Source organism: Pseudomonas sp. NFX15, from assembly GCF_049132105.1.
GTDB lineage: Bacteria > Pseudomonadota > Gammaproteobacteria > Pseudomonadales > Pseudomonadaceae > Aquipseudomonas.
In genome coordinates, this window is record NZ_JAFMPV010000019.1 from 34,783 (window position 1) to 49,770 (window position 14,988).

Below are 14,988 nucleotides of genomic sequence, written 5' to 3' on the forward strand. Positions count from 1 at the left end.
CATGGAAACCCGAGCCCATCATGTATTGATCGGCCTGTTCACCGTGATTGTGGTGACGGCCGCGTTGCTGTTCGGCCTGTGGCTGGCCAAGTCCAGTGTCGACACCGAGTTCAAGGACTACGAAGTGGTGTTCAACGAGGCGGTCAGTGGTTTGTCCAAGGGCAGTTCGGTGCAGTACAGCGGGATCAAGGTCGGCGACGTGATTTCGCTGCGCCTCGATCCCAAGGACCCGCGTCGGGTGCTGGCGCGCATTCGCCTGGCCGGCGACACGCCGGTCAAGGAAGACACCAATGCCAAGCTGGCGCTGACCGGCGTCACCGGGACTTCGATCATCCAGCTCAGCGGCGGTACACCGCAGAGCCCGACGCTCAAGGGCAAGGACGGCGAACTGCCGACCATCGTCGCGTCGCCCTCACCCATCGCCCGCCTGCTCAACGACAGCAACGACCTGATGTCCGGCGTGAACACACTGATGACCAACGCCAACCTGTTATTTTCCGCGGAAAACATCGAACGCATCAGCAATACCCTGGAACATCTGGAGCAGACCACTGGCGCGGTGGCCGACGAGCGTGATGATATCCGCCAGGCCATGAAGCAACTGGCCACGGTCGGCAAGCAGGCCAACACCATGCTGGAGCAGACCACGGCGCTGATGCGCAACGCCAACGGGCTGCTCAACGATCATGGCAAGGAAGCGCTGGGCAGCGCCGAGCAGGCGATGAAGTCGTTGCAGGAGAGCAGCGCCACCCTCAACCGGTTGATCACCGCCAACCAGGATTCGCTCAACAGCGGCATGCAGGGCCTCAATGGCCTGGGCCCGGCCGTGCGCGAGATGCGCGAAACCCTGTCCTCCTTGCGCGTCATTACCAAACGCCTGGAAGCCAACCCCAGCGGTTACCTGCTGGGCAGTGAAAAGACCAAGGAATTCACCCCATGAAGCTGATCCGGATCGCCCTGCTCGCTGGCTTCACGTTGATCAGCTCTTGCTCGATCCTGCCCAAGCCCGAGGCCTTCGAGGTCTATCGATTGCCGTCGGCGCAGAATGCGTCTGCCCGCCAGGGCACGCCGCAGCACTGGTCGCTGCGCCTGCTCAAATTCCAGTCCAGCGAAGCATTGAACAGCCCGAACATTGCCGTGCTTCCCCAAGGCGATGTGATCAGCCACTACAAGGGCTCGCGCTGGAGCGACCCGGCGCCGGTGCTGGTGCGCAATCGCCTGCTGCAAGGTTTCCAGGATGACGGCCGGGTGTCGTTGTTGAGCACCGATGACAGCATTTTCCAGACCGACCTTGAACTGGGCGGCAGCTTGCAGGCGTTCCAGACCGAATACCAGGGCACGAATGCCAGCGTGGTGGTGCGTCTGGATGCGTTGCTGGTGCGCAGTTTCGACCAGCGTTTGCTTGCCAGCCGTCGCTTTGAAGTGCGCCAGCCGATCAGCGATGTGCAGGTGCCGTCGGTGGTGGCCGGGTTTGGCCGGGCGAATGACCAATTGACGGCGCAGGTGGTGAATTGGGCGGTGGAGCAAGGGCAAAGGTTGGCCCCGCCCTCTCGCCCCTGACCCCCTGTAGGAGCGGGCTTGCCCGCGAAGGCGGCAGTATGTTCAACATCAAAGCTGAATGTGCCGGCCTCTTCGCTGGCAAGCCAGCTCCTACAGTTGATGGGTGTCGGTCTTGTCAGTGCTGCAAAAACGCCCGGTGCAGCTCAGCCAGCGTTTCAAAGTGATACGCCGGCGCTTCGGCGCTCAACTCCTCATGGCTACCAAACCCATAACCCACCGCCACGGCGTCCAGGCCATTGCTGCGTGCGCCGATCAGGTCGTGCTTGCGGTCGCCGATCATCAGGGTGTTGGCCGGGTCCAGGCCCTCTTCGGCCACCAGGTGAGCGATTAGCTCGACCTTGTTGGTGCGGGTGCCATCCAGTTCGCTGCCGTAAATCATCTTGAAGTGCTTGGCAAAGTCGAAGTGCCGGGCGATTTCCCGGGCGAACACCCAGGGCTTGGAGGTGGCGATGTACAGCTGCCGGCCTTGTCCGCTCAAGGTTTCCAGCAGCGGCGTAACACCGTCGAACACGCGGTTTTCGTACAGCCCGGTGACCTTGAAACGCTCGCGGTAGAAATTCACCGCCTCCCACGCCTTGGGTTCGTCGAAGTCATAGAACTGCATGAACGCCTGCAACAGCGGAGGGCCGATGAAATGTTCGAGTTTGCTCAGGTCCGGTTCATCGATACCCAGCTTGCCCAAGGCGAACTGGATCGAACGGGTGATGCCCTCGCGCGGGTCGGTCAGGGTGCCATCGAGGTCGAATAAAACGGTTTGGTAATGCATGTTGAATCCTGAAATAGGGGGAGCCGAATCAGAGCTGGTCGTAGCCTTCGGCCAAATGCAGGTCCTTGAGCTTCACGTAGTTCGCCGCGCTGTAGGTGAAAAAGGCGCGCTCCTTGTCCGTCAATGGGCGGACCTGCTTCACCGGGCTACCCACATACAGGAAGCCGCTTTGCAGGTGCTTGCCCGGTGGCACCAGGCTGCCGGCGCCGATGATCACGTCATTGTCGACCACTGCGCCGTCCATGACGATGCTGCCCATGCCGATCAACACACGGCTGCCCACCGAGCAGCCATGCAACATGACCTTGTGGGCGATGGTCACGTCGTCGCCGATCAGCAGAGGGAAACCATCGGGGTTGAACGGCCCGGCGTGGGTGATGTGCAACACGCAGCCATCCTGCACGCTGGTGCGCGCACCGATGCGGATGCGGTGCATGTCGCCCCGGATCACCGTCAGCGGCCAGACCGAGCTGTCTTCGCCGATTTCAACGTCGCCGATCACCACCGCCGATCGATCGACAAAGGCGCCTTTGCCGAGCAGCGGCGAGTGGTTCTGATAGTTGCGAAGGTTCACGATAGTGTTTCTCTCTGTCGCTGATAGCTGCGGTGAGTGCCGATTGTAATTAAGATGGCTGCATGTTTCTCCAGCCAAGGTATCAACCGTGAGCGTGAACAACCCTCTGTTGCAGTCCTACGACCTGCCGCCGTTCTCCGCCATCCGCGCTGAACACGTACAACCGGCCATTGAACAGATCCTGGCGGACAACCGTGCTGCCATCGTCGAAATCCTCAAGACCCAGGCCACAGAGCCAACGTGGGCCGGCCTGGTGCTGGCGATGGACGAGCTCAACGATCGCCTGGGCGCAGCCTGGAGCCCGGTCAGCCACCTCAACGCCGTGTGCAACAGCGCCGAATTGCGTGAAGCCTACGAGTCATGCCTGCCGGCGTTGAGCGCCTACTCCACCGAATTGGGCCAGAACCGCGAACTGTTCCAGGCGTTCGAAGCCCTGGCCAATAGCCCGCAGGCTGCCGGTTTCGATGTGGCGCAGAAAACTGTCCTGGAACACGCCCTGCGTGACTTCCGTTTGTCGGGTATTGACCTGCCGGAAGCCGAACAAAAGCGTTATGCCGAAGTGCAGAGCAAACTGTCCGAACTGGGCAGCCGCTTCTCCAACCAGTTGCTCGATGCCACCCAGGCGTGGACCAAGCACATCACCGACGAAGCCGCCCTCGCTGGCCTGACCGATTCGGCCAAGGCACAAATGGCTGCTGCGGCCCAGGCCAGGGATCTGGATGGCTGGTTGATCACCCTGGAATTCCCGAGCTACTACGCGGTGATGACCTACGCGCAAAACCGCGCCCTGCGTGAAGAAGTCTACGCCGCCTACTGCACCCGTGCCTCGGACCAGGGCCAGAACGCCGGCCAGAACGACAATGGCCCGGTCATGGAAGAGATCCTCGACCTGCGTCAGGAACTGGCAAAACTGTTGGGGTTCAGCAGTTTCTCCGAACTGAGCCTGGCGACCAAAATGGCTGAGTCCAGTGATCAGGTGCTGAGTTTCCTGCGAGACCTGGCCAAGCGCAGCAAGCCGTTCGCTGCCCAGGACCTGGAGCAGCTCAAGGCTTACGCTGCTGAAAAGGGTTGCCCGGACCTGCAAAGCTGGGACAGCGGTTTCTACGGCGAAAAACTCCGCGAGCAGCGTTACAGCGTCGCCCAGGAAGCCCTGCGCGCCTACTTCCCGATCGACAAGGTGCTCGGCGGTCTGTTCGCCATCGTCCAGCGCCTGTACGGCATCGAGATTGCCGAACTCAAGGGCTTCGACACCTGGCACCCGGACGTGCGCCTGTTCGAAATCAAGGAAAACGGTCAGCACGTCGGCCGTTTCTTCTTTGACCTGTATGCCCGCGCCAACAAGCGTGGTGGAGCCTGGATGGACGGCGCCCGCGACCGTCGTCGCACTGTGGGCGGCGTATTGCAAAGCCCGGTGGCGAACCTGGTGTGCAACTTCACCCCGGCCGACAGCGGCAAGCCTGCCCTGCTGACCCACGATGAAGTCACCACCCTGTTCCATGAGTTCGGCCACGGCCTGCATCACCTGCTGACCCGCGTCGAACATGCTGGCGTGTCCGGCATCAACGGTGTGGCCTGGGATGCGGTCGAGCTGCCAAGCCAGTTCATGGAAAACTGGTGCTGGGAGCCGGAAGGCCTGGCGCTGATTTCCGGTCATTATGAAACCGGCGAGCCTTTGCCGCAGGACCTGCTGGGGAAAATGCTCGCGGCGAAAAACTTCCAGTCCGGCCTGATGATGGTCCGCCAACTGGAGTTCTCGCTGTTCGACTTCGAACTGCACGCCACCCACGGCGACGGTCGCAGCGTGTTGCAAGTGCTCGAAGGCGTGCGCGACGAGGTCTCGGTGATGCGTCCACCGGCCTACAACCGCTTCCCCAACAGCTTCGCGCACATCTTCGCGGGTGGTTATGCCGCCGGTTACTACAGCTACAAATGGGCTGAAGTGCTGTCGGCCGATGCGTTCTCGAAGTTTGAAGAAGAAGGCGTACTCAATGCCGCCACCGGTCGCGCGTTCCGCGAAGCGATCCTGGCCCGCGGCGGTTCCCAGGAGCCGATGGTGTTGTTCGTCGACTTCCGTGGCCGTGCGCCATCGATTGACGCACTCTTGCGCCACAGCGGCCTGACTGAGGACGCGGCAGCATGAGTGAGGGACCTGTGATCACCAAAAAACGCTTTATCGCCGGGGCGGTCTGCCCGGCCTGCAGCGAGCCGGACAAGTTGATGATGTGGAACGAAGACCTGGTCCCGCACCGTGAGTGCGTGGCCTGCGGCTACTCCGACACACTCAATGAACAAGGGCTGTCGGTACCCAAAGAGCTGGGAACGCGGGTCAATACGGCGGCGCCCAAGCCTGCGGACACCAAGGTGCAGGCGGTCCAGTTCTTTCCGAACCCGAAGTTGAAGAAAAAGCCGGAATAATCGCGTTTGAATTTTTTGGGTTCACCGGCGTGGAGGTCACTTCCTTTTCGACTCTGACGCGGTCTCCTGTAGGCGCTGGCTTGACAGCGATGGTCGTTAACGATAACGCGTGTGAACTGGATAAACGCGTCGCTTTGGAGTCCATCGCCAGCAAGCCGGCTCCTACAGTTTGGGATTCGATTCGCGATCACTTGTAGGAGCTGGCTTGCCAGCGATGGTCGTTAACGATAACGCGTGTGAACTGGATACACGCGGCGCTTTGGAGTCCATCGCCAGCAAGCCGGCTCCTATAGTTGGTTTCCCGGGATTGCGTGAAGAACGCTTTTTTATTCGATATGGGCGGACTTGAACCAGCTTTTCATCGAGCACGCTGCAAACGGGCTGGTGCTGCAATCGCCGTTGGCCAGCGCCGTGCGCAGCTTGTCGACATCCGCCTGCATCATGTAGCGGATGCCGTCCTTGAAGTGGGTGCTGTCGCCAAAGCCGCCCTGGGTCATTTCATTCAGGGCTTCTTCCTTGGTCCAGCCCTGGATGACCACCCGGTACATGGCCGCCATCAGGCCAGTGCGGTCGGAGCCATGCTTGCAATGCATCAGCACCGGGCCTTTGGCTTCGGCGGACTGGATGGCGCGCAAGGCCTTGAGCACATCGGCGTCATCCACATGGTTGGTGCGGTAAGGCAGTTGGACCTGGGTGATGCCCGGCGAGGACAACCAACTGGAATCCGTTTCAGGGAGGAAGGTGATGACTGTTCCGACCTTGAGTTTCTCCAGCAGCGGTACTGCGCCCTTGTCCGGCAAGGCGCTGCGGTAGAGGGTGGGCGACATCTGGAACAGGTTGTATTGCTTCTCGATCGGTTGCGCCCAGTCCGCCGGGCGCTGGGTCACGCTATCGTCGGCCATTGCCGGTGCCAGGTTAACAAGGGCCAACAGCGACAGGCATATTGCGGAAAGAAATCGTGGTAAAGACATGCTAGGGCGACCGTTCAAAAAAGGGACGGGAAGATGCTGGCAAGGATGGGTGATGCACAGTCAAAGGCCTGTGAGCGGACTGTCAAAGAATCGTGAAGCGGCGGGTCTGGCGCGAAAGCGAAGAAAAGCACCATGCTCGGGACCGATGGTTGATTGACGATCATAAGCCACGGCGAGTTCGGTGATGGCGTCACTATCCTTCTGGTCGATAGAGTTTTCCTTTATGACGTTTATATTTGACCAAGGGTCGTAATCCAGAGTGATGGTTCGACCGTTATCTTTTAAGTTCAATGCCATGGGCGTTGCATCTTTGAAGTAATCCCTGGTTCCGCTACTGACTCGATCAATGTTTTTAGTATTTTTATGATGATCTTTGTCATGTCGGTTAGTTCTGTTTTTTGTAGATATATACCGTCGATCAATAACGCGCTCATATTCATAACTATTGCTAGTTAAAGTGCATGCTACAAGCCGCATGCACTAGGTGACCAGCCATCGTCAAGGCAAAATCAGGGATTGACGATACTCACATAAGCCTTGGCCAGCGCCTGCAGCTTGGCTTTGTCGGCCGCACCGACAGTACCGTCACCGTCGACGTCGGTGCCAATGGTACGGATACTGAAGGAGTGGCCACGGTCAGTGGAAACAGCGGTGTAGAACTGCGAATCGACCAGGCTTTCAACTTGAGTTTCGGTTTCCGCGTCCCAGCCAAGTTCTTTTCGAGCCAGTTGCATCGATACCAGTGTGTTGGGTTCAGAAGGGCCAGGTTGCATAAGTTGCAGGAAGATACCGCGCTGATTAAAAAACGACATGAATAAATCCTTTTATTTATTTGGGTGAGGGTGTTGCCTGGTGGGGTTGAATATACGTTCGGGTAATCAATCAAACCACTGGCTATATGTTTCGTTAGTTGTATTTGTTTTTATTGATCAGCCAAAAGTGAGTTCACGGCCGGCGCTAAAGGGGCTGAGCGGTACTGGCCGGTTGGCGCAGTGTCGTTTACTGTATGGATATACAGACAAAGGAGCCCGCATCGTGACTTCACTGCCTCCCCGTGGCCGCGGCACGGCGACCAACCCGCACAACCGCTTTGCCCCGAGCCGTTCGGTGGCCGAGGATGATGGCTGGTATCAGGAAGTGCCGCTTACGCAAGGCACCGAGGTGCGCTTTGAAACGGCGAAAACCATCATCACCCGCAACACCTCGCCGGACCTGCCCTTCGACCGTTCGATCAACCCCTATCGCGGCTGCGAGCACGGTTGCATCTATTGCTACGCCAGGCCCAGCCACGCGTATTGGGACATGTCGCCCGGGCTGGATTTCGAAACGCGGCTCATCGCCAAGACCAACGCCGCCGATGTGCTGGAAGAACAGCTGTCCAGGCGCGGCTATCAATGTGCGCCCATCAACCTCGGCTCCAACACCGACCCGTACCAGCCGATCGAGCGCGAACACCGGATCACCCGCAAGACCCTCGAAGTGCTCCTGCGCTATCGGCATCCGGTGACCATCATCACCAAGGGCTCGCTGATTCTCCGCGATCTCGACCTGCTGAGCGAACTCGCCCGGCAGCGGCTGGTGGGAGTGATGATCAGCCTCACCACCCTGGACGACGAGCTCAAGCGTATCCTCGAACCGCGTGCAGCGGCGCCCAAGGCCCGGCTGCGGGCGATCCGGGTGATGCGCGACGCGGGCATCCCGGTGGGTGTGCTGTGTTCGCCGATGATCCCGATGATCAACGAAGCCGAACTGGAAAGCCTGCTGACCGAGGCCCATGCTGCCGGGGCCCAGAGCGCGGCCTACATGATGCTGCGCTTGCCGCTGGAAGTGGCGCCGTTGTTCGAGGAGTGGCTGGCGGTGCACTACCCGCAGCGGGCCACACATGTCCTGAGCCTGATTCGCCAGAGTCGTGGCGGCGAGCTATACGACAGCCGCTTTGGTGCCCGGATGCGCGGCGAGGGGCCGTTTGCGGAGATGCTGGCGCAGCGCTTCAGCAAGGCCATCAGGCGGTTGGGGCTCAATCAGCGGGACGGGTTTAACCTCGACTGCGAAGCCTTTTGTCCGCCAGGTCGCCAGATGTCATTGATTTGAAGACAATTGGCCTATGGTTGAGCATGGGTGAAGGAGCCACTGGCTTCTCACCGGCCAAAACGGGAAAATTCGCGGATCCGCCAAATGAGGAACCATCATGAGCGATAAGGATAAACAGCCGTTGGCTGCGTCGGATTCAGCCCAGCCCGAGGCGGAAACCGCCGATGCAGCGCTGCAGCATATCGTCGACGGCTTCTTGCATTTTCATCATGAGATCTTTCCGCAACAGGAAGCGCTCTTCAAAAAACTCGCCACGGCGCAGCGCCCTCGAGCGATGTTCATCGCCTGTGCCGACTCGCGGATCGTCCCTGAACTGATCACCCAAAGCTCCCCCGGCGATCTGTTCGTGACCCGCAACGTCGGTAACGTGGTGCCACCCTACGGGCAAATGAACGGCGGCGTCTCGACGGCCATCGAATACGCCGTGCTGGCGCTGGGCGTGCATCACATCATCATTTGCGGGCACTCCGACTGCGGCGCCATGCGTGCGGTGCTGAACCCCGACAGCCTGGAAAAAATGCCCACGGTCAAAGCCTGGCTGCGCCATGCCGAAGTGGCCAAGACCATGGTGCAGGACAACTGCAACTGCTCGAGTGAAAGCGAAAGCATGCACATCCTCACCGAGGAGAACGTGATCGCCCAGCTACAGCATCTGCGGACCCACCCATCGGTGGCCTCGCGCATGGCCAACGGTCAGTTGTTTATCCACGGTTGGGTGTACAACATCGAAACCAGCCAGATCAAAGCCTACGATGCAGACAAGGGCTGTTTCCTGCCGCTCGATGGCAGCCATCCGATTCCGGTGGCGACACCCAAGGCACGGTTCTAAACCCTCCTTGTAGGAGCTGGCTTGCCAGCGAAAGCGGTAGTTCAGCCAGCTCAGGGCTGAACGTTCAACGCCTTCGCTGGCAAGCCAGCTCCCACAGGGGATTGGGGACAGGTTGATCAAGCGGCCGGCTGATCCAGCTCAAGTCCTACACCCAGCCGACGCGACATGCACGGCCAGCGTTTCCACGCGGCACCGGTATCCGGGCTGCTGAGCTTGTCGCGGTAAGCCTCCACCGATTCCAGCGCAAAACTCTCGTCGTTGAGCATTTCTTCGATGGCGTGATGCACCGCTTCGTCCAGTTGGTTGGCAAATGCCTCACCGATCAATTGGTGAGCGATCAGGTTGGCGACAGTCATGTCCAAGGGGATCAGTGGCTGGCCGAAATGCTTGATGTACAGATCGTTGACCTCTTCGACAAAGCGGTGCGCCAGGTAGGCTTCATCCAGCAGGCTGTCGAGCCCGACATGGCCGGCCATGATGGCGGGCGGCTGGAGAAAGTACTGTTCGGCGATTTTCAGCACCGGTTTGATCTGTGACTCAATGCCCGCTTCCCTGGCGACTTCATTGGCTGCATCCAGCAGATCAGGCACTTCTTCGATGTAGGCGGCGACAAAACGTGTCAACACGCCGTTGGCGTCCGCTTCCGGCAACTGGATCGCCGGGTGCAGGTGAGGCAGCTTGCTTTCCAGCTGACGAGTCAGCAGACCGGTGTCTTTTTCGTGTTGTTGGGCTGTTTGGATCTGCTCGCGCAATGCGGCGGTGTTCATGAAAACTCCAGGGAACAAGGCAATGAAATAGGGAAGACATAACTTAGCTGGCTTACGAAAAATGCTAAGACGCATTTGTCATAATTATTTCATCCTTGAGACAGCCCCGTTATAACGATTGGCCACCACTCGTCTGCATCCTTCTCCATTCGTGCCTTGCAAAGCAAGTTAATGCTGTTTCAGATGATTTACGCCTTCGCATTGCGAGGTCGGAGGTGCTGTCTATACTCGGGTTGGAATGGAGTTAGCTGATGACGCCCGACTGCATATGCAGCAAGGCCCGGTGCTTCAAGTTCGTAGTCTGATGCAGCCGCTCCCTTGCCGCAGGTGAAAGCCGGCGGGATAACAAGAACGATAAGGGGAACCCGCAATGATGCGACATCCACATGTCTGGATGGGCCTCCTGTTGTGGTCGATTTTCAGTCAGGCGCAAGCGGCCTGGACTGTGAATATGGCGCCTGGAGCGACTGAAATCAGTCACGCAGTATTCGACCTGCACATGACCATTTTCTGGATCTGTGTGGTGATCGGCATCATCGTCTTTGGTGCCATGTTCTGGTCGATGATTCTCCACCGCCGCTCGACCGGGCAGGTGGCCGCCAAATTTCATGAAAGCACCACCGTCGAAATCCTCTGGACCATCGTGCCCTTCGTGATCCTGGTGGCGATGGCGGTTCCCGCTACCGCGACCCTGATCAAGATGTACGACGCCAGTGAGCCGGAGATCGATATCCAGATCACCGGCTACCAGTGGAAGTGGCACTACAAATACCTGGGCCAGGACGTCGAGTTCTTCAGCAACCTGGCTACCCCGCAAGATCAAATCCACAACAAGGAAGCCAAGGGCGAGCACTACCTGCTCGAAGTCGACCAGCCGTTGGTGCTGCCGGTCGGCACCAAGGTGCGCTTCCTGGTGACCTCCGCCGACGTGATCCACTCCTGGTGGGTGCCGGCCTTCGCAGTCAAGCGCGATGCGATCCCGGGGTTCGTCAACGAAGCCTGGACCCGCATCGACAAGCCCGGCATCTACCGTGGCCAGTGCGCCGAGTTGTGCGGCAAGGATCACGGCTTCATGCCAACCGTGGTCGAGGTCAAGGAAAAGGCCGATTACGAAAAATGGCTGGCCGATCGCAAGGCCGAAGCCGCGCAGATGAAAGAGCTGACCACCAAGGAATGGACCCTCGACGAGCTCAAGGAACGCGGCGACAAGATCTATCACACCACCTGCGTGGCCTGTCACCAGGCCGAGGGCCAGGGCCTGCCGCCGATGTTCCCGGCGCTCAAGGGTTCGCCGATTGCCACCGGGCCGAAAGCCGACCACTTGCACCGTGTGTTCTTCGGCAAGCCCGGCACCGCGATGGCGGCGTTCGGTAAGCAGTTGTCTGAAGTCGATATCGCGGCGGTCGTGACCTATGAACGTAATGCCTGGGGCAACAACAAGGGCGACATGGTCACGCCTAAAGAAGTGCTGGAGCTGAAACAGGCGGAAAGCAAATGACCCGGTCCATTGCGCACGTACGGAACCGGTCGGGGCAGCGCGCCCCGGCCCGCCCAGCCCATCTGCTTGCAGGAGACAAACCATGAGCGCCGTCATCGATGACCATGGTCATGCCGACCACGCCCACGGCCCCGCCAAAGGCCTGATGCGTTGGGTGCTGACCACCAACCACAAGGACATCGGCACGCTGTACCTGTGGTTTGCGTTCTCCATGTTCCTGTTGGGCGGTTCGTTCGCGATGGTGATTCGCGCCGAGCTGTTCCAGCCAGGGCTGCAAATCGTCGAGCCGGCATTCTTCAACCAGATGACCACCATGCACGGCCTGGTGATGGTCTTCGGTGCGGTGATGCCGGCCTTCGTCGGCCTCGCCAACTGGATGATCCCGTTGATGATCGGCGCGCCGGACATGGCCCTGCCACGGATGAACAACTTCAGCTTCTGGCTGTTGCCAGCGGCATTCCTGCTGCTGGTGTCGACCCTGTTCACCCCCGGTGGCGGGCCGAACTTCGGCTGGACGTTCTACGCGCCGCTGTCGACGACGTATGCGCCGGAAAGCGTGACCTACTTCATCTTCGCCATCCACCTGATGGGGATCAGTTCGATCATGGGCGCGATCAACGTGATCGCCACCATCCTCAACTTGCGCGCCCCCGGCATGACGTTGATGAAAATGCCGTTGTTCGTCTGGACGTGGCTGATCACCGCGTTCCTGCTGATCGCGGTGATGCCGGTACTGGCCGGGTGCGTGACGATGATGCTGATGGACATCCACTTCGGCACCAGCTTCTTCAGTGCTGCCGGTGGCGGCGACCCGGTGTTGTTCCAGCACGTGTTCTGGTTCTTCGGTCACCCCGAGGTGTACATCATGATCCTGCCGGCGTTCGGCGCCGTCAGCTCGATCATCCCGACCTTCTCGCGCAAGCCGCTGTTCGGCTACACCTCGATGGTCTACGCCACGGCGAGCATTGCGTTCCTGTCGTTCATCGTCTGGGCGCACCACATGTTCGTGGTCGGCATTCCGCTGGTGGGCGAACTGTTTTTCATGTACGCCACGCTGCTGATTGCGGTGCCGACCGGGGTGAAGGTGTTCAACTGGGCCAGCACCATGTGGCAAGGCTCGCTGACCTTCGAGACACCGATGCTGTTTGCCGTGGCGTTCGTGATCCTGTTCTCCATCGGCGGGTTCTCCGGGTTGATGCTGGCCATCGCCCCGGCGGACTTCCAGTACCAGGACACCTACTTCGTGGTCGCCCACTTTCACTATGTACTGGTGCCGGGGGCGATCTTCGGGATCTTCGCCTCGGCCTACTACTGGTTGCCGAAATGGACTGGCCACATGTATGACGAAACCCTGGGCAAGCTGCATTTCTGGCTGTCCTTCGTGGGCATGAACCTGACCTTCTTCCCGATGCACTTCGTTGGACTGGCGGGCATGCCGCGGCGGATTCCGGACTACAACCTGCAGTTCGCCGACTTCAACATGGTGTCGTCGATTGGCGCGTTCATGTTTGGTGCCACGCAGCTGTTCTTCCTGTTCATCGTGATCAAGACCATCCGCGGCGGCCCCCCTGCACCGGCCAAACCGTGGGATGGGGCTGAAGGCCTGGAGTGGAGCATTCCTTCACCAGCGCCGTATCACACCTTCACCACGCCGCCGGAAGTGAAATGAACATGCGTTCTGTAGGAGCTGGCTTGCTGGCGAAGGCTGCCGCTCGGTGTGTCAGACATACCGCTTTCGCTGGCAAGCCAGCTCCTACAGGGTTTGTTGTGGAGGTTGGAAGTCATGGCTGACTCAATTTCGTTGAAGAAGCTGGTCACGCGTTTGCTGATGGTGGTGGCTGCAATGTTTGTGTTCGGGTTTGCGCTGGTGCCGATCTACGACGTGATGTGCAAGGCCTTCGGTATCAATGGCAAGACCGCCGGGCAGTACGAGGGTGAGCAAACCGTCGATACCTCGCGGCAGGTGCGCGTGCAGTTCCTGTCGATGAACAACGCCGACATGCCGTGGGAGTTCTATCCCAAGGGTGACGACCTGGTGGCCAACCCGGGGGCCGTGAACGAGATGATCTTCGTCGCCCACAACCCCACCGACAAGCCGATGAGCGCCCAGGCCGTGCCGAGCATCGCGCCGAGCACCGCGGCGGCGTATTTCCACAAGACCGAATGTTTCTGCTTTACCCAGCAAGTGCTGCAGCCGGGTCAACGGATCGAGATGCCGGTACGTTTCATCGTTGACCGTGACATGCCCAAGGACGTGAAGCACCTGACGCTGTCCTACACGCTGTTCGATATCACCGCCCGACATCCACCGGTCGCTGTAAACACTGGCGGCTGAGCGTGCCCGATAAGGAGAACAATAAATGGCAACTCATGAACATTATTACGTTCCCGCCCAGAGCAAATGGCCAATCATCGCCACGCTCGGCATGGTCACCACGGTGTACGGCCTGGGGACCTGGTTCAACGATCTGAAGGCTGCGCGCCCGGAATCCCACGGGCCGTTGATCTTTTTCGTCGGCGGGCTGTTGCTGGCCTACATGTTGTTCGGCTGGTTCGGCACGGTGATCAAGGAGAGTCGCGGCGGCTTGTACAGCCCGCAGATGGATCGCTCGTTCCGTTGGGGCATGAGCTGGTTCATCTTCTCGGAGGTGATGTTCTTCATCGCCTTTTTCGGCGCGCTGTTCTATGTACGCCACGTCTCTGGCCCGGCCCTCGGCGGTGAAGGCCCCAAAGGCATCGCGCACATGCTGTGGCCGAACTTCCAGTTCACCTGGCCGCTGCTGGAAAACCCCGACTCGAAGGTGTTTCCGCCGCCCAAGGAAGTCATCAGCCCGTGGGGGTTGCCGCTGATCAACACCATCTTGCTGGTCAGCTCCAGCGTCACGGTGACCATCGCCCACCATGCCTTGAAGAAGGGGCATCGCGGCGCACTGAAGTTGTGGTTGGCGATCACCGTTCTGCTCGGTTGCGGCTTTCTGACCCTGCAAGCTGAAGAGTACATGCATGCCTACCGTGAACTGGGCCTGACCCTGGGCTCGGGCATCTACGGCGCGACGTTTTTCATGCTCACAGGATTTCACGGCGCTCATGTGACCATCGGCACGATCATTTTGTTTGTGATGCTGATGCGCGTCATGCGTGGGCACTTCGACAACGAGCACCAGTTCGGCTTTGAAGCGGCGAGCTGGTACTGGCACTTCGTGGACGTGGTCTGGATCGGGCTGTTCGTTTTCGTCTACGTGCTCTAAATCAACTGCAGGAGCAAGCTAGCTCTTACAGTTACCAAGGGGCATGAGACACCAACTGGCCGCTGAAAAACCCCCAGGTGATCAGACCGAGGGTAAGGGCGGCCAGCGTTACACGCACACTCAAGGCAATGACGAGGCGGTTTGAGCGGCTGTCGTCCTTGACCAGAAAAAACAGGCCGCTGAACAGGCTGACAACCGTGGCAATCAGCATCAGGACGATGGCTGCTTTGAGCATGGTGAGACTCCGGGGGGACAAGCGATGCAGTTGA

17 protein-coding genes are annotated in these 14,988 nt (G+C 59.5%); 10 read left to right on the forward strand and 7 right to left on the reverse strand.

Annotation, left to right across the window (positions count from 1 at the left end; translation table 11 throughout):
• Position 1: 1 nt before the first annotated feature.
• Both J1D76_RS19295 and J1D76_RS19300 read left to right on the forward strand, forming a co-directional pair.
• Positions 2-940, forward strand: a complete 939-nt coding sequence (locus J1D76_RS19295; protein ID WP_421139900.1) for an MlaD family protein — start codon at positions 2-4, stop codon at positions 938-940.
• On the forward strand, positions 937-1,560 hold the full coding sequence (locus J1D76_RS19300) for an ABC-type transport auxiliary lipoprotein family protein (protein WP_421139901.1): 624 nt from the start codon (positions 937-939) through the stop codon (positions 1,558-1,560). The genes J1D76_RS19295 and J1D76_RS19300 overlap by 4 nt, the downstream gene beginning before the upstream one ends.
• A gap of 115 nt (positions 1,561-1,675) precedes the next feature.
• On the opposite strand, the gene J1D76_RS19305 is transcribed toward J1D76_RS19300, so the two are convergent.
• Complete coding sequence (locus tag J1D76_RS19305) at positions 1,676-2,326, reverse strand: HAD family hydrolase (RefSeq protein ID WP_421139902.1); 651 nt, start codon at positions 2,324-2,326, stop codon at positions 1,676-1,678.
• Positions 2,327-2,354: 28 nt separating this feature from the next.
• Positions 2,355-2,900 carry a gamma carbonic anhydrase family protein gene (locus J1D76_RS19310; protein ID WP_421139903.1) on the reverse strand — a complete coding sequence of 182 codons (546 nt, stop codon included), beginning with the start codon at positions 2,898-2,900 and terminating at the stop codon, positions 2,355-2,357.
• An 88-nt stretch (positions 2,901-2,988) separates the two neighbouring features.
• On the opposite strand from J1D76_RS19310, the gene prlC reads away from it, so the two are divergent.
• Positions 2,989-5,040, forward strand: coding sequence for an oligopeptidase A (gene prlC / locus J1D76_RS19315; protein WP_421139905.1), 2,052 nt, complete (start codon positions 2,989-2,991; stop codon positions 5,038-5,040).
• Positions 5,037-5,315 carry a YheV family putative zinc ribbon protein gene (locus J1D76_RS19320; protein WP_421139906.1) on the forward strand — a complete coding sequence of 93 codons (279 nt, stop codon included), beginning with the start codon at positions 5,037-5,039 and terminating at the stop codon, positions 5,313-5,315. Before prlC ends, J1D76_RS19320 begins: the two co-directional genes overlap by 4 nt.
• Positions 5,316-5,641: 326 nt before the next feature.
• On the opposite strand, the gene J1D76_RS19325 is transcribed toward J1D76_RS19320, so the two are convergent.
• The 3 genes from J1D76_RS19325 to J1D76_RS19335 all read right to left on the reverse strand — a co-directional run bounded on the left by J1D76_RS19325 (position 5,642) and on the right by J1D76_RS19335 (position 7,098).
• On the reverse strand, positions 5,642-6,286 hold the full coding sequence (locus J1D76_RS19325) for a tyrosine-protein phosphatase (protein ID WP_421139908.1): 645 nt from the start codon (positions 6,284-6,286) through the stop codon (positions 5,642-5,644).
• Positions 6,287-6,346: 60 nt separating this feature from the next.
• Positions 6,347-6,583 (reverse strand): hypothetical protein, encoded by a 237-nt coding sequence (locus tag J1D76_RS19330; protein WP_421139909.1) that lies wholly within the window; start codon positions 6,581-6,583, stop codon positions 6,347-6,349.
• A 212-nt stretch (positions 6,584-6,795) separates the two neighbouring features.
• Positions 6,796-7,098: a hypothetical protein gene (locus J1D76_RS19335; RefSeq protein WP_421139910.1), complete on the reverse strand. Its 303-nt coding sequence runs from the start codon at positions 7,096-7,098 to the stop codon at positions 6,796-6,798.
• 220 nt (positions 7,099-7,318) lie between these two features.
• Between J1D76_RS19335 and J1D76_RS19340 the strand changes: the two genes are divergently transcribed.
• Together J1D76_RS19340 and J1D76_RS19345 are read left to right on the forward strand one after the other, a co-directional pair.
• The gene (locus tag J1D76_RS19340) at positions 7,319-8,377 is read left to right on the forward strand and encodes a PA0069 family radical SAM protein (RefSeq protein ID WP_421139995.1); all 1,059 of its coding nucleotides are present in this window, start codon (positions 7,319-7,321) and stop codon (positions 8,375-8,377) included.
• 97 nt (positions 8,378-8,474) lie between these two features.
• Positions 8,475-9,206, forward strand: a complete 732-nt coding sequence (locus J1D76_RS19345; protein WP_421139911.1) for a carbonic anhydrase — start codon at positions 8,475-8,477, stop codon at positions 9,204-9,206.
• Between the two features lie 116 nt (positions 9,207-9,322).
• On the opposite strand, the gene J1D76_RS19350 is transcribed toward J1D76_RS19345, so the two are convergent.
• The gene (locus J1D76_RS19350) at positions 9,323-9,973 is read right to left on the reverse strand and encodes a hypothetical protein (protein ID WP_421139912.1); all 651 of its coding nucleotides are present in this window, start codon (positions 9,971-9,973) and stop codon (positions 9,323-9,325) included.
• Positions 9,974-10,343: 370 nt separating this feature from the next.
• Here J1D76_RS19350 and coxB point away from each other — a divergent pair, with 370 nt between their 5' ends.
• The 4 genes from coxB (at position 10,344) to J1D76_RS19370 (ending at position 14,719) form a co-directional block, all read left to right on the forward strand.
• Positions 10,344-11,471 (forward strand): cytochrome c oxidase subunit II, encoded by a 1,128-nt coding sequence (gene coxB, locus J1D76_RS19355; protein ID WP_421139913.1) that lies wholly within the window; start codon positions 10,344-10,346, stop codon positions 11,469-11,471.
• 82 nt (positions 11,472-11,553) lie between these two features.
• Positions 11,554-13,140, forward strand: coding sequence for a cytochrome c oxidase subunit I (gene ctaD, locus J1D76_RS19360; RefSeq protein ID WP_421139914.1), 1,587 nt, complete (start codon positions 11,554-11,556; stop codon positions 13,138-13,140).
• Positions 13,141-13,254: 114 nt separating this feature from the next.
• Positions 13,255-13,806 (forward strand): cytochrome c oxidase assembly protein, encoded by a 552-nt coding sequence (locus J1D76_RS19365; RefSeq protein ID WP_421139915.1) that lies wholly within the window; start codon positions 13,255-13,257, stop codon positions 13,804-13,806.
• Between the two features lie 25 nt (positions 13,807-13,831).
• Entirely contained in the window at positions 13,832-14,719 is an 888-nt protein-coding gene (locus J1D76_RS19370) for a cytochrome c oxidase subunit 3 (RefSeq protein ID WP_421139916.1), read from the forward strand.
• Positions 14,720-14,750: 31 nt separating this feature from the next.
• Here J1D76_RS19370 and J1D76_RS19375 read toward each other — a convergent pair whose 3' ends face one another.
• Complete coding sequence (locus J1D76_RS19375) at positions 14,751-14,954, reverse strand: twin transmembrane helix small protein (protein ID WP_421139917.1); 204 nt, start codon at positions 14,952-14,954, stop codon at positions 14,751-14,753.
• Between the last annotated feature and the right edge of the window lie 34 nt (positions 14,955-14,988).